We start from the raw sequence: 15,745 nt of genomic DNA, 5'->3' as shown, positions 1-15,745 counted from the left end.
GACGTGACGTGGATCACGACAGCGTAGGCGACCCTGCAAACGTATTGGGTGCGGAAGGGCTGCGGCCCCTACACTTGGAGCGTGCCCCGCGGAGATGGACGCCTGACCCACGACCTCGATCCCCAGGACGCCGGACCCCAGGACGCGTGTGGCGTCTTCGGAGTCTGGGCGCCCGGCGAAGAGGTCGCCAAGCTGACCTACTTCGGCCTGTATGCGTTGCAACACCGGGGGCAGGAATCTGCCGGCATCGCGGTCAGCAACGGCCGGCAGATCCTCGTCTACAAGGACATGGGACTCGTCTCCCAGGTGTTCGACGAGGCCACGCTCGAGTCGCTCAAGGGCGAGATCGCGATCGGGCACGCCCGCTACTCCACGACCGGCTCCAGCGTGTGGCACAACGCCCAGCCGACGTTCCGCCCGACGGCGGCCGGCTCGGTCGCCCTCGGCCACAACGGCAACCTGACCAACACCGCCGAGCTCATCGAGCTGCTGCGCGAGCGTGACCTCGAGCTGGGCCGGTCGGCCGGCAAGGGCGAGACCGCGACGTCCGACACCTCGGTCATGGCCACGCTGCTGTCGTCCTATCCCGACCGCTCCGTCGAGGAGGCCGCCCTCGAGGTGCTCCCCAAGCTGCGCGGCGCGTTCTCGCTGGTCTTCATGGACGAGAACACGCTCTACGCCGCGCGCGACGCCCAGGGCATCCGCCCGCTCGTGCTCGGCCGGCTCGAGCGCGGCTGGGTCGTCGCCAGCGAGACCGCGGCGCTCGACATCGTCGGCGCATCGTTCATCCGCGAGGTCCAGCCCGGCGAGTTCATCGCGATCGACGAGAAGGGCCTGCGCACCGAGCACTTCGCCAAGCCCGAGCCCAAGGGCTGCGTGTTCGAGTACGTCTACCTCGCCCGCCCCGACACCACGATCTCCGACCAGCGGGTCTTCTCCGTCCGCGCCGAGATCGGCCGTCGCCTGGCGCGCGAGTTCCCCGTCGACGCCGACCTCGTCATCCCCGTGCCGGAGTCGGGCACGCCCGCGGCGATCGGCTACGCCGAGGAGAGCGGCATCCCGTTCGGCCACGGCCTGGTCAAGAACTCCTACGTCGGCCGCACGTTCATCCAGCCCTCGCAGACGCTGCGCCAGCTCGGCATCCGGCTCAAGCTCAACCCGCTCCGCGACGTCATCGCCGGCAAGCGGCTCGTCGTCGTCGACGACTCGATCGTCCGCGGCAACACGCAGCGTGCCCTTGTTCGTATGCTCCGCGAGTTCGGCGCCGCCGAGGTCCACGTCCGCATCTCGTCGCCACCGGTCAAGTGGCCCTGCTTCTACGGCATCGACTTCGCCTCGCGCGCCGAGCTGATCGCCAACGGCATCTCGGTCGACGAGATCTGCCGCTCGATTGGCGCCGACTCCCTGGCCTACGTCACGCTCGACCAGCTCGTCGAGGCGACCAACGTGCCCAAGGACAACCTCTGCCGGGCCTGCTTCGACGGCATCTATCCGGTGGCGCTGCCCGAGGACGATCTCATCGGCAAGCACCTGCTCGAGGTCCAGGACACCCTGCCCCTCGAGGTCATCTGATGGGTGAGCCCACGTCCTACGCCAGCGCCGGGGTCTCGATCGAGGAGGGCGACCGCGCGGTCGAGCTGATGAAGGAATGGGTCGAGAAGGCCCGCCGCCCTGAGGTCGTCGGTGGCATCGGCGGCTTCGCCGGACTGTTCGACGCGACGGCCCTCAAGTCGTACGCGCGACCGCTGCTGGCCACCTCCGCGGATGGCGTGGGCACCAAGGTGCAGATCGCGCAGCGCATGGACAAGCACGACACGATCGGCTTCGACCTCGTCGGCATGCTGGTCGACGACCTCGTGGTGTGCGGCGCCGAGCCGCTGTTCATGACCGACTACATCGCGTGCGGCAAGGTCGTCCCTGAGCGCATCGCCGACATCGTCAAGGGCGTCGCCCAGGCGTGCGCCGAGAGCGGCACGGCCCTGCTCGGCGGCGAGACCGCGGAGCACCCGGGCCTGCTGGCGCCCGACGAGTACGACATCGCCGGCTCGACCACGGGCGTCGTCGAGGCCGACAAGCTGCTGGGCGCCGAGCTCGTACGTCCTGGAGACGTCGTCATCGCGATGGCCTCCAGTGGCCTGCACTCCAACGGCTACTCGCTGGTGCGTCACGTGTTCTTCGAGCAAGCCGGCTGGGAGCTCGACCGCCATGTCCCCGACTTCGGCCGCACGCTCGGCGAGGAGCTGCTGACGCCGACGCGCCTCTACACCCTGCCGTGCCTCGCGCTCGCCGATGCCGTCGAGGTGCACGCGATGTCGCACATCACCGGCGGCGGTCTTGCCGCCAACCTCGCCCGCGTCCTCCCCGACACCGTCTCCGTGCTTGTCGACCGCACGACCTGGTCGCCGCACCCGGTGTTCGGGCTCGTCGGATCGCTGGGCGGCGTCGCCCAGGCCGACCTCGACCAAGCGCTCAACATGGGCGTCGGCATGGTCGCCCTCGTCGCCCCCGACGCGGCTGATGCCGCCATCCGCCTGCTCGCTGAGCGCGGCATCGACGCGTGGATCGCCGGCGATGTCGCCGCTGCAGGCGTCCACGGCGAGGGCGGCAGCGTCACCCTGAGCGGGGCGCACAACTGAGACACGCCGTCTCTGGGGGGTCGATGACGGATTTGTTGTCACCTTTGGGTACGCTTGTCGCACGACATACTGACTACTTTTCTGCGAGGGGGTCGACCCATGGGGCGCGGCCGTGCGAAAGCCAAACAGACCAAAGTCGCGCGCGACTTGAAGTACCGGACACCTGATACGGACTTCAACACTCTGCAGCGCGAGCTCCACGGTGAGTCGGGCGAACCGATTCCCGCTCAGTATCGTGACCTGGATCGAGAAGACCCGGCCGCCTCCTAGGCGACCGGACCCTCACTCTCGTTCCATCTGACCTGACAGGTCCATGCCCCCGTTGGCGGATAACCTGTCTGGATGTGCCGTCGATCCCGCGCGCGCTCCAGGCTGCGCCAGCGCGGCACGCTGACGATGCCGAACGGCCGACGACTCCCGCAGGATGCGGTCGTCGTCGGCCGTGGCGCGGAACTGCACGCGCTGGTGGGCTCCGAGTGGCTCAGTCGGTCCGTGGCGGACCTGGCCTGATCAGCTGGTCGGCAGCCAGACCGAGCGCAGCCGGCCGACTTCGCGCATGCGCTGCTCGGCCATGCGGTCGGCGGCGATCGACGGCGGCACGCCCTCGGACTTCGCGCGCTCGAGCACGCCCAGCGTCGTGTCGAAGATCGTGGTGGCCCGCATCTTGGCGCGGTCGAACTCGAAGCCCTCGAGCTCGTCGGCGACCTGGATGACGCCGCCGGAGTTGACGCAGTAGTCGGGCGCGTACGTGATGCCTCGCTCGTCGAGCCGCTTCTCGATGCCCTCGTGAGCCAGCTGGTTGTTGGCCGCCCCGCAGACGATCGTCGCGGTCAGAGCCTCGATCGACTCATCGTTGAGGGCGCCGCCGAGGGCGCAGGGTGCGTAGATGTCGAGCGGCTCGCGGATCAGCGCGTCCGTGTCGACGACCGAGGTGATCGAGGGGTACGTCTGCCTGAGCGCGGCGACGGCGTCGGCGTTGACGTCGGTGACGACGACCTGGGCGTCCTCCTCGACGAGGTGGCCGACGAGGTGCTTGCCGACCTTGCCGACGCCGGCCACGCCGACGCGCTTGCCGGCGAGTGAGGTGTCGCCCCAGAGGTGCTGCGCCGAGGCGCGCATGCCCTGGTAGACGCCGAACGCGGTGAGCACCGAGGAGTCGCCGGCGCCGCCGTGCTCGACCGTGCGGCCGGTCACGAAGTCGGACTCGCGGGCGATGATGTCCATGTCGGGGCTGAACGTGCCGACGTCGCACGCGGTGTAGTAGCGACCGCCGAGCGTCTGGACGAAGCGGCCGTACGCGCGCAGGAGGGCCTCGGTCTTGATCTTCGTCGGATCACCGATGATGACGGCCTTGCCGCCGCCGAGGTCGAGACCAGCGAGCGCGTTCTTGTAGGCCATGCCCTGTGACAGGTTGAGGACGTCGGTCAGGGCGTCCTGCTCTGAGGCGTACGGGTAGAAGCGCGTGCCGCCCAGCGCTGGGCCGAGGGCGGTGGAGTAGATCGCGATGATGGCCTTGAGGCCGGAGGCCTCGTCGTGGCAGAAGACGACTTGTTCATGTCGGCTGCCGAAGGCGGAGGGCGCGTTGCTGCTGGAGTCGGTCACGGTAGTGCTCTCTGTCGTGGATGGCGGAGGTGCGTTGGTGGGCACTTCCATCGGCGAAGCCGCGGGGTGGTGCGGCTTGGCAGAGACTCTACCGCTCAGCGGGATGTCGCGAGGACGTACGCGACGAGGTCGTCATGTCGGGTCGTTGTCGCCGTTCGACTGGTCGTCGCTGCCGGACTCGGGGCCCTGGCCGGGCCGGCCACCGCGCTGACCGCCCTCGTGGTTGCGGTCGCGGAAGTCCGGCCGGCCGTCGCCCGGCGCGAACCGACTCATCCGTCCGTCCCGGCCACCGTCATCCCCGCTCGCGGTGGCGTGCCCGATGCCGAAGCCGAGCACGCCGCCGGCCAGCGCGAGCCCGGCACCGCTCGTCAGCAGGATGTTGCGCGTGCGCGGGCTGGAGAACACCTTGGCCTTGGCATCCTCACTCGGAGTGGCTTCGGGTGCCGGTGGCGCCGCGGCCGGCTGCTCGATCGTCGCCTGCTCGGCAGTGGGCTGCTCGTCCTCGGGGGTCTTCTGCTCGTCGTTCATGGGTGCTCCTCCGTGCTTGGGAGTGCCCAGCATGCGCGGCTGACCTGAGGTCCGCCGCAGGACGACCTGTGTGCCTGCTGTCAGTCGTCCTCGCGGGCCGCTCGTTCGGCGGCCGCCTCGGGATCGGGGACGCCGCGGAACGTACGGAAGCTGTAGACGATGAAGACCAGGGCGATGACCGCCGACAGGATCAGCGTCGCGCCGGTGCCCCACCCGCCGATCAGCCACCAGCTCTCGCGCAACGGCCACCAGTCCGGAGCGTCGGGGCGGATGCCCCAGTAGATGCCGACCGCGGCGATCGCGAGCGCGCCGGAGCAGCTGGCGATGATGCGCGGCCAGGTCTGCACGCCGTCGGCCGCAGCCTTGTAGGCCATGACCTTGACCGGCTCGAGGCGACGCTCGGCCCATTCGTACTGCTCGGACAGGATCGCCAGGCCGCCCACGACCATCAGCAGCCCGGGTCCGGGCAGGAGGAGGGCGGCGATGCCGCCGACCACGAGGATCCACCCGATGATCTCGAGGACCAGCCGGCGTACGGCCTTGGCGGACTTGCGGCCTGCGGGCTTGTCGGTCATGGGGCGTCGATCCAGGAGGCGGCCATGCCCCATCCTTGCAGCCGGGTGGTCGACGACTAGTCCCTGACCCGCTTGGCGAGCGACTTGTCCATGCGCCGGAACAGCGGCTGCGAGACCTTCGTGACGACGCCGGGCAGTGCGGCCATGCTCAGCTCGCCCATGGCACCCGGCAGGCTCGTGACCCGTGTCGGTTTGTCGACAATTGCCTTGACGAGCCAGTTGGCCGCCTTGTCGGCGCTCAGCATCGGCATCGCCTGGTAGATCGGCGTCGCGCCGGACATCTCCGTGCGCACCATGGGGAAGTAGACGGTCGTCGAGGTGATGCCGTCGTGCCCGAGCTCGGCGGTCAGGGATCGGGTGAACGACTCGAGGGCGGCCTTGCTGGCGAGATAGGCCGAGAACAGCGGGATCGGCACCTGCGTCGACATGCTCGACGAGATCACGACGTGTCCGTGACCCTGCTGGAGGAATCGCGGGACCAACGCCAGCGTCAGGCGTACGGCGCCGAAGTAGTTGATCGCCATCGTGCGCTCGTAGTCGTGGACCCGGTCGAGCGACTCCTTGATGGGCCGTCGGATGGATCGGCCGGCGTTGTTGACCAGTGCGTCGATCCACGGGTGCTCGGCCAGCAGCTGCGCCGCGACGGCGTCGGCCGCCACGGTGTCGGAGAGATCGACGGGATAGGCGTACGCGCTCCCGCCCGTGGCCTCGATGCCGGCGCGTACGTCCTCGAGCTCGTCGGCGCGCCGCGCCAGCAGGCACACGGTGCCTCCGAGGCGGGCCACCTTGCGGGCCGCCTCGGCACCGATGCCGCTGGAGGCGCCGGTGATGACGATGGTCTGGCCCTCGAGCTTCACTCCGCGTCACCGCCGAAGAGCGCGGTCAGCAGGCGCATGCAGCGCTGCATCATCTGCTCCGCGCTCTCCTCGGGGTGCTCCATCCACCAGTTCATCAGTGAGTCGACGATGCCGAGCCAGACCGCGGTCATGGCGGAGATGTCGAGCGGGTCGTCGTTGCCGGCGAGCCGCATGAGCTCCGTGACGCCTTCGTCGGCGAGCTTGCCGATGCGCTCGGCGTAGCCCGCGATCGAGTCGGCGATCGCGCCGGTCGAGGGCGCGGTGGGGTCGAAGAACAGGCGCCAGAGGTAGGGCTGGGGTTCCAGCAGCGTGAACATCCCGGCCAGCGTCGCCATGCCGCGCTCGATGCCGACGGCTTCACCGCGGGCGATGCGCTCGATCTCGTCGGCGAGCAGGGACCCGCCGCGGTCGAGGCACGCCTCGTAGAGCCCTTCCTTGGAGCCGAAGTAGTTGTAGATCAGCGGCTTGGAGATGCCGGCCTTGTCGGCGACCGTCGCGACCGACGTCGCGGCGAACCCGTGGGTGCCGAACTGCTCCGACGCGATGTCGAGGATCTGCGTCTCCCGGTCCAGGCGGGGGACGCCCTTGGTGCCTGCGTTGGGTCTGACCACGGCAGCAGTCTAGCGACGTGATGTGATCTCGTGGTAACTTACCCAAAGGTCATATAGGTCTGGAGGATCCATGCACGAGTTTTTCGACCCGCTGAAGAACCCGACCCTGGTCGCGGCACCGTTCTTCATCCTGTCGCTGCTGATCGAGCTCGCGGCGTTCCGGTTCCTCGAGACCGACGAGGAGATGCGCGGATACGAGCGCAAGGACGCGCGGACCAGCCTGATCATGGGGCTCGGCTCCGTCGTGTCCAGTGCGGTGTTCAAGCTCGGCACGCTCGTGGCGTTCGTCGCGATCAGCGTGCACCTCGCACCGTGGCACCTGCCGGATGACACGTGGTGGTCGTGGACCGCGCTGATCCTGGGCCTCGACCTGGCGTTCTACCTGCAGCACCGCTTCGTGCACCGGGTCCGCATCGGCTGGGCCGCGCACCAGGCGCACCACTCGAGCGAGTACTTCAACTACTCCACCGCACTGCGCCAGAAGTGGAACCCGTGGGCCGAGGCGCTGTTCTGGCTGCCGTTCCCGTTCCTGGGCTTCGAGCCGTGGACACTCTACGTCGCGTTCTCGATCAACCTGATCTACCAGTTCTTCGTGCACACCGAGCGGATCGGCACGATGTGGCGACCGATCGAGTTCGTCTTCAACACCCCGTCGCACCACCGGGTGCACCACGGCAGCGACCCGGAGTACCTCGACAAGAACTACGCCGGGATGCTGATCATCTGGGACCGCATGTTCGGCACGTTCCAGAAGGAGCTGTTCCGTCCGACGTACGGGCTCACGGTGCCGGTCGACACCTACAACGTCCTGCGGCTGCAGTACGGCGCGTTCGGCGAGCTGTTCCGTGACGTCCACAACGCGAAGAGCTGGCGCGAGAAGCTCGGCTACGTCTTCATGCCGCCGGGCTGGCACCCGGGCGAGAAGCGCGCAGAGGCCGAGCAGCCGCGCGAGACGCAGTCGGTGTGACCGACCGGCAGCTGGTCGCCGTTGCCGGGGTGTTCGCGGTCTTCCTCACGGCGTGCGACCAGCTGTTCCACGTCCGCACCGGCACGCTGGTCTATCACTGGGGTCCGCAGGTCTGGGGCCAGACGGTCATCGTCCCGGTGACGTTCTTCGTGGCCGGCGTCGCGATGCTCTCGGTCAGCAGGCGGGTCCAGCCGCTGGAGCCGCACCTCCGCCGGGTCGCCCCCGGTCTCGGCCTGGTGACCGGGGCCTATCTCGTCTCGGGGCTGCTGGACCCGGAGCTCGCCGCGCCCTACGCCATCGTGCTGCTCGCGCTGTGGGGCGTACGCCTCGGGCTGCGGCACGAGCGCGGTATCGCGGTCGCGGCCGGTCTGCTCATCGCCGTCGGTGGCGTGCTGGGCGAGTCGGTGCTGTCGGCGCTCGGCGAGTTCGACTACACGGCGCCGAACGTGATCGGCGTGCCGTGGTGGCTGTTCCCGCTCTACCTCCATGGCGCGTTCGTGGCGGCCGATGTCGTCGCGCTCGTACGTTGGCAGGCTAGGGTCGCGTCCTTCGCGCGTCGTACCTGACGCCGAGGGCGAAGCACACCATCATCAGGACGGTGCCGATGATGACGGTGGCACCGTCGCTGAGCACGTCGTTGACCGCGAGGACGGCGACGACCACGAGCGCCGCCACGACGTACGCCGCGATCTTCCAGTCGTCGCCGATGATGAAGTCGTACCAGAACAGGCCGAAGGCCTTGAGGAGCTTCATGCGGCTGCCTCCGTCGGAGCGGACGTCCGTGGGCGGCTGAGGCCGGCGATCACGAGTCGGGTCACCGCGAACCACGCGGCGATCAGGACGATGAGGGCGACCTTGCCGCCGGGCCAGTGCAGGCTCTCCTCGCCGTCGCGGAACCAGCCGACACCTTCGACTGCCCAGTAGGTGCCGAACGACGCGAGCATGACGCCGACGCCGTACTTGAGGGTGTTCTCGGGGATGCGCGAGAGCGGCTTGCGCAGCGCGACACCGAGGGCGATCACGATGATGCCGGCGACGACCGCTCCGGCGATGGCCATGCCGAGCGCATCCGCGGACAGGCCGAACGTGACGACGATGAAGACCACCTCGACGCCCTCGAGGAACACGCCCTTGAACGACACCATGAAGCCGAAGAGGTCGATGCCGGCGTATGTCGTGCGGTCCGCCTCGCGGGCGGCCTGGGTCTGCTCGGCGAACTCCTCGTCCTCATCGTGCAGCGCCTTGAGGCCCGACGCGCGCAGGCACGCCTTGCGCAGCCATTGCAGGCCGAAGATCAGCAGGAGCGTACCGATCGTGAGCTGGAGCAGGGACTCGGACAGCCACGTGCTGATCGCGACACCGAGGACGGCGGTGAATGCGGTCAGGGCGATGAGTGCTGCGACGGTGCCGGCGATCGCGGACCGCCAGCCTCGGGTGACGCCCATCGCGAGGACGATCGTGAACGCCTCGACGAACTCCACGAGGGACGCGACGAAGACCGCGCTGACGAGCGCCGTCGTCGTGCCGTCCATGGCTAGATGCTCCTCGTCATCCCGCCGTCGACCGGCAGCATGACGCCGGTCAGGAAGCCGGCGGCGGGTGACAACAGGAAAGCCGCGGTGCGGCCAAACTCCTCGGGCTTGCCGTAGCGACGCAGAGGAATCGTCTGCTCGGTCGCGGCCCGTGCCGCCTCGGGATCGTCCGCCATGGAGTCGAGCTGGCGTACGCGCTCGGTGTCGACCCGGCCGGGCAGCAGCCCGTTGACGCGGATGCCGCGCGGCCCGAGCTCGTCGGCGAGGTTCTTGGCCGCCATCGCGAGGCCCGGACGCAGGCCGTTGGAGATGCCGAGGTTGGGGATCGGCGCCTTGGCGGAGGTCGAGAGCACGAACGCGATCGATCCGCCGTCGCCGAGCTCCCCGGCGATCGTCACTGCGAGGCGGATCGCGCCGAGGAAGACGGTCTCGAACGACGTGCGCCACTCGTCCTCCGTACGGTCGAGGATCGCGCCGGCGGGCGGCCCGCCGACGCTGATCAGGGCGCCGTCGAGTCGTCCGAACGCGTTGCGGGCCGCCCGGATGAGCTGGTCGGGCGCCGTCGGGTCGGCATTGTCGACCGCGACGCCGATCGCGAGCTCACCCAGCTCGCCGACCGCGCGATCGACCGACTCCTGGGAGCGGGACGAGATCACGACTCGTGCGCCGTCGTCGACCAGCGCATGTGCGGTGGCGAGTCCCAGGCCGCTGGCGGCCCCGGTGAGCAGGTAGACACGATCGCGAAGCCCGAGGTCCATGCCCTCAGCGTAGGCGGGTCTCAGTGTTCGGACGGGGAGTGGCTCACGAGACCGACGAGATTGCCCTCCGAGTCGCGGATGAACGCCATCCACTCGTCGGTGCCGGCCGGGCCCAGCGAGTCGTCGGTGTGCTGGAAGATCACGTGCGGTTCGCCTTCCACCGTGACTCCGCGGGTGCGCAGCGCTTCGATCGACGCGCGTACGTCCTCGACCTCGAGGTAGATCGTGGCCGACGCTGCACCCTGCTCGAGCAGCAGCCGAGTGCCGTCGAGCGTGAAGAAGAGCAGGCCCGGCGGGTCGAACCGTGCTGCCGGCGGGTGGCCGAGGAGCTGCTCGTAGAACGCCGCGGCGCGGTCGAGATCGTCGGCGTGCTGGGCGACCTGGACGATCCGGCTCATGCGTGAAGCGTAGGCCCGAAGTGGGCCCGCTCACGAGTCACTCCGTGAGTGCCGAGGAGTCGCTCCCCACGCGCTGAGGAGTCACTGCGAGAGCGCTCACGAGTCACTGCGCTTGACGGGAGTGACTCGTCACCGGGACGGGAGTGACTCGTCACCGAAATGGTGGCCAGGGCCGGGGTCGAACCGGCGACCCTCCGCTTTTCAGGCGGATGCTCGTACCAACTGAGCTACCTGGCCGTGCCCGCGAACGAGCGACGATCACCTTATCGCACCGCCCCGGCGCGGCCGAAATCGGCAGCAACGAAAAACCCACGCACCTGGACTCAGGTGCGTGGGTTTCGTTCAGCTGGCGACCCCGACCGGACTCGAACCGGCGACCTCCGCCGTGACAGGGCGGCGCGCTAACCAACTGCGCCACGGGGCCTTGCTGTTCGCGGGTGAACCGCGCACGCAACTGTAACGTACGGGCACCCCCGCGAACAAAACGGGTCAGGCGTTCGGACGGGTCTCCGAGGGCGGCAGATCCTCACCCGGTCCGGGCTCGGTCGGTCCGGCCTCCTCGCTCGCCCGGGTGGCGCTCGAGGGTGCGTCGATCGGAGGGCCGCCGGTCGCTCCGCCGGCGACGGCCTGGCCGCCCGGTGGCAACGGGTTGTCGGCGTCCCCGGTCGGCGTGACTGAGTCGTCGAGCCGGTGCGACTGTCGCGAGTCGACGGTGTCCGGGCCCATCCTGACGGTGCGCAGCCACAGGATGCCGATCACGACGATGGCGATGATGGCGATGATGACGAGCCACTTCATGAGGTGTCCTCCCTGTCGGCGCCGGGTGGCACGCGACGTGCCCCCGAGGCACTCTCTCCAGCCTAGCCGCGGCGCGGCATAGCGCATTTCAGAGCGATCGGCTCCCGTGGTCCACTGTGTGAACACGGCGTTCTCGACTGCCGAACCGCGCTTGTATGACGTCATGACTGCTCGCCCCACGACCGACGCACCCCTGTCGCTGGCCGAGCTCGCCGCATTGACGAGCACGGTCGCCGAGGACGTACGCGCTGGCCTCTACGAGGTCCACGCCGACGCGGAGAGCCGGTGGCACGTGAGGCTGCGATGCGATGACCAGGTCGACGTGTGGCTCATCAGCTGGACCACCGACCAAGGCACGCAGCTGCACGATCACGGCGGCTCGTCGGGCTCGTTCACGGTCGTCAGCGGTGAGCTCAGCGAGGCCGTGTGGACGCCCGGTGCCGAGGTGCTCGCCGAGACCGTGCGCGGTGAGGGTGACTCGGTGATCTTCGGCGAGCACTACGTGCACGACGTGCGCAACGTACGGACCGACACGGCCGTGAGCGTGCACGCGTACTCGCCGCCGCTGTCGCTGATGAACTACTACGACGTCGACGGCCACCAGCTCACCAAGCTCGCCTCGATGTGGACCGACGACCCTGAGGCCCCGGCCCCGACCCTGAGGAAGGCGTCATGACGACGTACGCCTCGGTGGACGACTTGCTGGCGTCGGCGCGGCACTCACTGGAGCGCCTCGAACCGCTCGACGCGTACGCCCGGGTGGCCGCCGGTGCGCTGATCGTCGACATCCGTCCTGCGTGGCAACGGGAATCAGATGGCGAGATTCCCGGTTCTGTCATAGTCGAGCGCAATCATCTGGAGTGGCGTCTGCACCCGGCTTCGGGTGCGAGCCTGCCCCAAGCGCGAGACGGACAGGAGTGGATCGTGGTCTGCACCGAGGGTTACACCTCATCGCTCGCGGCTTCCGCGCTCGTCTCGCTCGGCCTGCCGGCCAGCGACATCGTGGGTGGCATCCATGGGTGGCGTGCGGCGGGCCTGCCGGTCGCGGCCGGTCCCACTCCGGTCGAGACGGTGGTCGGTGTCACCACCTCGTCATGAGTTGAGCGGGTCCTCCGATTGCCGCCTAGGGTGGATTCACGCCAGACTGTCCGAAGCCTGTTTGCCCAGTTCAATGCCTACCTATCGCGAAACGCGGAGGACCGCATGATCGAGTACCGCTCCATCGGCAAGACATTCGCAGATGGCACCGAGGCGGTCGGGGACTTCAGCCTCCAGCTCCCTTCGCGGACGACGACGGTGTTCGTCGGGTCGTCCGGCTGCGGTAAGACGACACTGCTGCGCATGGTCAACCGCATGGTCGATCCCTCGCACGGCCAGGTGCTGATCGACGACGTCGACATCGCGACCCGCAACAAGGTCGAGCTGCGCCGCAGCATCGGCTACGTCATGCAGGAGGCCGGCCTGCTCCCGCACCGCAGGGTCATCGACAACGTCGCGCTGATGATGCGGCTCAAGGGGGCGAGCAAGAAGGAAGCCCGCGATCGGGCTCACGAGGTGCTGGAGACGGTCGGCCTCGACTCGTCGCTGGCCAACCGCTACCCCGCGCAGCTCTCCGGCGGCCAGCAGCAGCGCGTCGGGGTCGCCCGCGGACTCGTGACGGACCCCAACATCCTGCTGATGGACGAGCCGTTCGGCGCGGTCGACCCGATCGTGCGCGACGAGCTGCAGCAGGAGCTGCTCCGCCTGCAGCGTGAGCTCGACAAGACCATCGTGTTCGTCACCCACGACATCGACGAGGCGTTCCTGCTCGGCGATCAAGTCGTGATCCTCAAGAAGGGCGGCGAGATCGCCCAGGTCGGATCGCCGGCCGACATCCTGGCCGAGCCCGCCGGCGACTTCGTCCGCAGCTTCATCGGCCTCGACAAGGGACATCGCAAGCTGCACGTCGAGGAGCGCAACGGCAGCCGGATCGTTGTCGACGAGACGGGCAAGGCCACGGGAGTCCTGTCCGAATGACCTGGTTCAACGCCAACACCGACAAGGTGTGGGACCTGCTGCTGAGTCACCTGTGGCTCAGCGGCCTGCCGATCCTGCTGGGATTCGTGATCGCGGTCCCGATCGGCTGGTTCGCCAACCGTCACCGCAGGATCAGGGGCACGATCCTGAGCCTCGGTGGCATCCTCTACACGATCCCCTCGCTCGCGTTCTTCCTCGTCCTGCCCAGCATCATCGGCACCGGCTTCCTCGATCCGGTCAACGTCGTGGTGGCGCTGACGGTCTACGCCGTCGCGATCATGGTCCGGTCCGCCGCCGACGCGTTCGAGTCGGTCTCGCCGGCAGTGCTCGACGCTGCCACGGCGACCGGGTTCGCGCCCGCCGGGCGAGCCTTCCTGGTCGAGCTGCCGCTCGCCGGTCCGGTGCTGCTCGCCGGCCTGCGGGTCGTGGCGGTCAGCACCGTGAGCCTCGTCAGTGTCGGCGCGCTGATCGGGGTCAGCAACCTGGGCTCGTTGTTCACCGAGGGCTATCGCACCGACAACGACGCGGAGATCCTGATCGGGGTCATCGGCATCGTGGGTCTTGCCCTGCTGTTCGACCTCGTCCTGGTGATGGCGGGCCGTCTGCTGATGCCCTGGGCGCGTACGCCACGGCGGGGCCGCAGTCCGGTCTCGCCGATCATGTCGTTCGCCCAGCATCTCCGGGGTGGCCGGGTATGAGCGTCCTCAACGACACCGTCGACTGGCTCAGCGACTCGGCCAACTGGTCGGGCGATGACGGCATCCCGCACCGGCTGACCCAGCACCTGGAGTACACCGCCTTGACCGTCGCGATCGCTGCCGCGATCGCGATCCCGATCGGCCTGTGGGTCGGCCACACGGGACGGCTCAGGGGCCTCGCCGTGGTCAGCACCGGGGCTCTACGGGCGCTCCCGACCCTCGGCGTGCTGACGTACGCCTCGCTGTTTTCGGGCATCGGCATCAAGCCGGCGATCTTCACACTCGTCCTGCTGGCCATCCCGCCGTTGCTGGCCGGAGCCTACGCAGGTCTCGAGTCGGTCAACCGCCAGACGATCGACGCCGCCCGTGCGATCGGCATGACGGAGTGGCAGGTCCTTCGCAAGGTCGAGGTGCCGCTCGCTCTGCCGCTCATCATCGGGGGGTTCCGCTCCGCGACGCTGCAGGTCGTGGCCACCGCCACGGTCGCCGCCTACATCCCCGGCCCGGGCGGCCTCGGCCGCTACTTGATCGACGGCCTCGCCGTCAGCGACTACGCCCGCATCGTGGGCGGCTCAGTGGTCGTGATCGCGCTTGCCCTTGTCCTCGACGGGCTCTTCGTCATCCTTCAGCGAGTCGCCCTCGGCTCGCGTCCCTCCCGCACGCCCACCGCGGCGTGAGCAACCCATCAAGGAGAAACATGTCCATCACCAAGCTCACCGCCGGCCTCGCCGTCGCCGCCCTGGGGCTGTCCCTGTCGGCATGTGGCAGCGACCCGACCGACACGGGTGGCAAGAAGTCTGCCAGTGACACCATCACCGTCGGCTCGGCCGCCTTCCCCGAGAACGAGATCATCGCCGAGATCTACGCCCAGGCACTGGAGGCCAAGGGTGTCAAGGTCAAGAAGAAGCTCAACATCGGTGCTCGTGAGGTCTACATCCCGGCGCTCAAGAAGGGCGAGATCGACCTGCTGCCGGAGTACTCGGGCAACCTGTTGTCCTACCTCGACCCCAAGGCGACGGCCACCTCCGAGGCTGACATCGAGGAAGCCCTCGACAACGCGTTGCCTGACAACCTCGAGGTGCTCGACGCCGCCAAGGCCGAGGACAAGGACTCGCTCAACGTCACGCCGGACTTCGCCGCCAAGAACAACCTCAAGACGATCGCAGACCTCAAGAACGTCAAGGGTCTGACGCTGGGCGCAAACCCCGAGTTCAAGGAGCGGGCCTACGGCATCCCGGGACTCGAGAAGGTCTACGGCATCACGGGCATCAAGTTTGTCCCGATCGGTGACGGCGGTGGGCCCAAGACCCTCAAGTCGCTGCTCGACGGCGACATCGACGTCGCGGACATCTACTCCACGACGCCGTCGATCCTGGCCAACAAGCTCGTGACGCTCGAGGATCCCCAGAACCTCATCGCTGCGCAGCAGGTCATCCCGCTGATCAACGACGAGAAGGCGTCCGACAAGGTCGAGAAGATCCTTGACGACATCTCGGCGCAGCTGACGACGGCCGACCTGCTCGACCTCAACAGCAAGAACCAGGGCGCCGACAAGACTGCCCCGGCGGTGCTGGCCAAGGAATGGCTGACCAGCAAGGGCCTGATCTAGTCACCTGCAGCACACGGACGGCCCGGCCACCGCGAGGTGACCGGGCCGTTCGTTGCGGTTTGCCCAATTGCCCTGTGAACGCGTTGTCACGCGGCTAAGGTGGCGATTCCGCCTCTGAAGGAGACTTCGTGTCACGTCCTGGTCAATGGGCCATCACCGC

Annotated in this window: 22 protein-coding genes and 2 tRNA genes; 12 read left to right on the top strand and 12 right to left on the bottom strand. The window is 68.5% G+C overall.

Annotation, left to right across the window (positions count from 1 at the left end):
- Nucleotides 1–81: 81 nt before the first annotated feature.
- From purF to ESP70_RS20175, 4 genes are all read left to right on the top strand, one after another.
- Nucleotides 82–1,572 carry an amidophosphoribosyltransferase gene (gene purF / locus ESP70_RS14220; protein WP_149689983.1) on the top strand — a complete coding sequence of 497 codons (1,491 nt, stop codon included), beginning with the start codon at nt 82–84 and terminating at the stop codon, nt 1,570–1,572.
- Complete coding sequence (gene purM, locus ESP70_RS14215) at nt 1,572–2,636, top strand: phosphoribosylformylglycinamidine cyclo-ligase (RefSeq protein ID WP_149689982.1); 1,065 nt, start codon at nt 1,572–1,574, stop codon at nt 2,634–2,636. The genes purF and purM overlap by 1 nt, the downstream gene beginning before the upstream one ends.
- Before the next feature lie 99 nt (nt 2,637–2,735).
- On the top strand, nt 2,736–2,906 hold the full coding sequence (locus ESP70_RS14210) for a DUF3073 domain-containing protein (RefSeq protein WP_149689981.1): 171 nt from the start codon (nt 2,736–2,738) through the stop codon (nt 2,904–2,906).
- Nucleotides 2,907–2,978: 72 nt separating this feature from the next.
- Complete coding sequence (locus ESP70_RS20175; protein ID WP_188110642.1) at nt 2,979–3,146, top strand: hypothetical protein; 168 nt, start codon at nt 2,979–2,981, stop codon at nt 3,144–3,146.
- Here the strand turns inward: ESP70_RS20175 and ESP70_RS14205 are convergent, their stop codons facing one another.
- From ESP70_RS14205 to ESP70_RS14185, 5 genes are all read right to left on the bottom strand, one after another.
- Nucleotides 3,147–4,238, bottom strand: a complete 1,092-nt coding sequence (locus ESP70_RS14205; RefSeq protein WP_246162042.1) for a Glu/Leu/Phe/Val dehydrogenase dimerization domain-containing protein — start codon at nt 4,236–4,238, stop codon at nt 3,147–3,149. It abuts the gene before it with no gap.
- A 132-nt stretch (nt 4,239–4,370) separates the two neighbouring features.
- Nucleotides 4,371–4,766, bottom strand: coding sequence for a hypothetical protein (locus ESP70_RS14200; RefSeq protein WP_149689979.1), 396 nt, complete (start codon nt 4,764–4,766; stop codon nt 4,371–4,373).
- 80 nt (nt 4,767–4,846) lie between these two features.
- Complete coding sequence (locus tag ESP70_RS14195; RefSeq protein WP_149689978.1) at nt 4,847–5,341, bottom strand: PGPGW domain-containing protein; 495 nt, start codon at nt 5,339–5,341, stop codon at nt 4,847–4,849.
- Nucleotides 5,342–5,397: 56 nt separating this feature from the next.
- The gene (locus ESP70_RS14190; protein WP_149689977.1) at nt 5,398–6,198 is read right to left on the bottom strand and encodes an SDR family NAD(P)-dependent oxidoreductase; all 801 of its coding nucleotides are present in this window, start codon (nt 6,196–6,198) and stop codon (nt 5,398–5,400) included.
- Nucleotides 6,195–6,809, bottom strand: coding sequence for a TetR/AcrR family transcriptional regulator (locus ESP70_RS14185; protein WP_149689976.1), 615 nt, complete (start codon nt 6,807–6,809; stop codon nt 6,195–6,197). Before ESP70_RS14185 ends, ESP70_RS14190 begins: the two co-directional genes overlap by 4 nt.
- 70 nt (nt 6,810–6,879) lie before the next feature.
- Between ESP70_RS14185 and ESP70_RS14180 the strand changes: the two genes are divergently transcribed.
- Nucleotides 6,880–7,776: a sterol desaturase family protein gene (locus ESP70_RS14180; protein WP_149689975.1), complete on the top strand. Its 897-nt coding sequence runs from the start codon at nt 6,880–6,882 to the stop codon at nt 7,774–7,776.
- Nucleotides 7,773–8,342: a hypothetical protein gene (locus tag ESP70_RS14175; protein WP_149689974.1), complete on the top strand. Its 570-nt coding sequence runs from the start codon at nt 7,773–7,775 to the stop codon at nt 8,340–8,342. Before ESP70_RS14180 ends, ESP70_RS14175 begins: the two co-directional genes overlap by 4 nt.
- Here the strand turns inward: ESP70_RS14175 and ESP70_RS14170 are convergent.
- The 7 genes from ESP70_RS14170 to ESP70_RS14140 all read right to left on the bottom strand — a co-directional run bounded on the left by ESP70_RS14170 (nt 8,311) and on the right by ESP70_RS14140 (nt 11,262).
- Nucleotides 8,311–8,529 (bottom strand): hypothetical protein, encoded by a 219-nt coding sequence (locus tag ESP70_RS14170; protein ID WP_149689973.1) that lies wholly within the window; start codon nt 8,527–8,529, stop codon nt 8,311–8,313. The two genes, ESP70_RS14175 and ESP70_RS14170, sit on opposite strands and share 32 nt — an antisense overlap.
- Nucleotides 8,526–9,308 (bottom strand): COG4280 domain-containing protein, encoded by a 783-nt coding sequence (locus ESP70_RS14165; protein ID WP_149689972.1) that lies wholly within the window; start codon nt 9,306–9,308, stop codon nt 8,526–8,528. Before ESP70_RS14165 ends, ESP70_RS14170 begins: the two co-directional genes overlap by 4 nt.
- Nucleotides 9,309–9,310: 2 nt before the next feature.
- On the bottom strand, nt 9,311–10,066 hold the full coding sequence (locus ESP70_RS14160) for an SDR family oxidoreductase (RefSeq protein ID WP_149689971.1): 756 nt from the start codon (nt 10,064–10,066) through the stop codon (nt 9,311–9,313).
- A 20-nt stretch (nt 10,067–10,086) separates the two neighbouring features.
- Entirely contained in the window at nt 10,087–10,464 is a 378-nt protein-coding gene (locus ESP70_RS14155; protein WP_149689970.1) for a VOC family protein, read from the bottom strand.
- Nucleotides 10,465–10,624: 160 nt separating this feature from the next.
- Nucleotides 10,625–10,701, bottom strand: a tRNA-Phe gene (locus ESP70_RS14150).
- Between the two features lie 110 nt (nt 10,702–10,811).
- A tRNA-Asp gene (locus tag ESP70_RS14145) sits at nt 10,812–10,888 on the bottom strand.
- A gap of 65 nt (nt 10,889–10,953) precedes the next feature.
- Complete coding sequence (locus ESP70_RS14140; protein ID WP_149689969.1) at nt 10,954–11,262, bottom strand: hypothetical protein; 309 nt, start codon at nt 11,260–11,262, stop codon at nt 10,954–10,956.
- A gap of 163 nt (nt 11,263–11,425) precedes the next feature.
- Between ESP70_RS14140 and ESP70_RS14135 the strand changes: the two genes are divergently transcribed.
- From ESP70_RS14135 to ESP70_RS14110, 6 genes are all read left to right on the top strand, one after another.
- Nucleotides 11,426–11,938, top strand: coding sequence for a cysteine dioxygenase (locus tag ESP70_RS14135; RefSeq protein WP_149689968.1), 513 nt, complete (start codon nt 11,426–11,428; stop codon nt 11,936–11,938).
- A complete protein-coding gene (locus tag ESP70_RS14130) occupies nt 11,935–12,360 on the top strand; it encodes a rhodanese-like domain-containing protein (RefSeq protein ID WP_149689967.1) in 426 nt (141 codons plus the stop codon). The genes ESP70_RS14135 and ESP70_RS14130 overlap by 4 nt, the downstream gene beginning before the upstream one ends.
- A gap of 105 nt (nt 12,361–12,465) precedes the next feature.
- On the top strand, nt 12,466–13,278 hold the full coding sequence (locus ESP70_RS14125) for an ABC transporter ATP-binding protein (RefSeq protein ID WP_149689966.1): 813 nt from the start codon (nt 12,466–12,468) through the stop codon (nt 13,276–13,278).
- The gene (locus ESP70_RS14120) at nt 13,275–13,976 is read left to right on the top strand and encodes an ABC transporter permease (protein ID WP_149689965.1); all 702 of its coding nucleotides are present in this window, start codon (nt 13,275–13,277) and stop codon (nt 13,974–13,976) included. The genes ESP70_RS14125 and ESP70_RS14120 overlap by 4 nt, the downstream gene beginning before the upstream one ends.
- Nucleotides 13,973–14,653, top strand: coding sequence for an ABC transporter permease (locus tag ESP70_RS14115; protein WP_149689964.1), 681 nt, complete (start codon nt 13,973–13,975; stop codon nt 14,651–14,653). Before ESP70_RS14120 ends, ESP70_RS14115 begins: the two co-directional genes overlap by 4 nt.
- Nucleotides 14,654–14,673: 20 nt before the next feature.
- A complete protein-coding gene (locus tag ESP70_RS14110) occupies nt 14,674–15,585 on the top strand; it encodes an ABC transporter substrate-binding protein (protein WP_149689963.1) in 912 nt (303 codons plus the stop codon).
- Nucleotides 15,586–15,745: the final 160 nt, after the last annotated feature.

This window comes from Aeromicrobium ginsengisoli (assembly GCF_004134905.2).
GTDB classification, from domain to species: Bacteria; Actinomycetota; Actinomycetes; order Propionibacteriales; family Nocardioidaceae; genus Aeromicrobium; species Aeromicrobium ginsengisoli.
This window is presented reverse-complemented; position numbering and strand designations above follow the sequence as displayed.

What these genes read in the sequence shown, in the direction of transcription:
- ESP70_RS14125 (WP_149689966.1), top strand. Translation starts at nt 12,466, where the DNA reads ATGATCGAGTACCGCTCCATCGGCAAGACATTCGCAGATGGCACCGAG.
- ESP70_RS14140 (WP_149689969.1), bottom strand. Translation starts at nt 11,262, where the DNA reads ATGAAGTGGCTCGTCATCATCGCCATCATCGCCATCGTCGTGATCGGC.
- ESP70_RS14110 (WP_149689963.1), top strand. Translation starts at nt 14,674, where the DNA reads ATGTCCATCACCAAGCTCACCGCCGGCCTCGCCGTCGCCGCCCTGGGG.
- ESP70_RS14200 (WP_149689979.1), bottom strand. Translation starts at nt 4,766, where the DNA reads ATGAACGACGAGCAGAAGACCCCCGAGGACGAGCAGCCCACTGCCGAG.
- ESP70_RS14130 (WP_149689967.1), top strand. Translation starts at nt 11,935, where the DNA reads ATGACGACGTACGCCTCGGTGGACGACTTGCTGGCGTCGGCGCGGCAC.
- ESP70_RS14180 (WP_149689975.1), top strand. Translation starts at nt 6,880, where the DNA reads ATGCACGAGTTTTTCGACCCGCTGAAGAACCCGACCCTGGTCGCGGCA.
- ESP70_RS14155 (WP_149689970.1), bottom strand. Translation starts at nt 10,464, where the DNA reads ATGAGCCGGATCGTCCAGGTCGCCCAGCACGCCGACGATCTCGACCGC.
- ESP70_RS14210 (WP_149689981.1), top strand. Translation starts at nt 2,736, where the DNA reads ATGGGGCGCGGCCGTGCGAAAGCCAAACAGACCAAAGTCGCGCGCGAC.
- ESP70_RS14165 (WP_149689972.1), bottom strand. Translation starts at nt 9,308, where the DNA reads ATGGACGGCACGACGACGGCGCTCGTCAGCGCGGTCTTCGTCGCGTCC.
- ESP70_RS14195 (WP_149689978.1), bottom strand. Translation starts at nt 5,341, where the DNA reads ATGACCGACAAGCCCGCAGGCCGCAAGTCCGCCAAGGCCGTACGCCGG.
- ESP70_RS14135 (WP_149689968.1), top strand. Translation starts at nt 11,426, where the DNA reads ATGACTGCTCGCCCCACGACCGACGCACCCCTGTCGCTGGCCGAGCTC.
- ESP70_RS14170 (WP_149689973.1), bottom strand. Translation starts at nt 8,529, where the DNA reads ATGAAGCTCCTCAAGGCCTTCGGCCTGTTCTGGTACGACTTCATCATC.
- ESP70_RS14160 (WP_149689971.1), bottom strand. Translation starts at nt 10,066, where the DNA reads ATGGACCTCGGGCTTCGCGATCGTGTCTACCTGCTCACCGGGGCCGCC.
- ESP70_RS14120 (WP_149689965.1), top strand. Translation starts at nt 13,275, where the DNA reads ATGACCTGGTTCAACGCCAACACCGACAAGGTGTGGGACCTGCTGCTG.
- purM (WP_149689982.1), top strand. Translation starts at nt 1,572, where the DNA reads ATGGGTGAGCCCACGTCCTACGCCAGCGCCGGGGTCTCGATCGAGGAG.
- ESP70_RS14115 (WP_149689964.1), top strand. Translation starts at nt 13,973, where the DNA reads ATGAGCGTCCTCAACGACACCGTCGACTGGCTCAGCGACTCGGCCAAC.
- ESP70_RS20175 (WP_188110642.1), top strand. Translation starts at nt 2,979, where the DNA reads ATGTGCCGTCGATCCCGCGCGCGCTCCAGGCTGCGCCAGCGCGGCACG.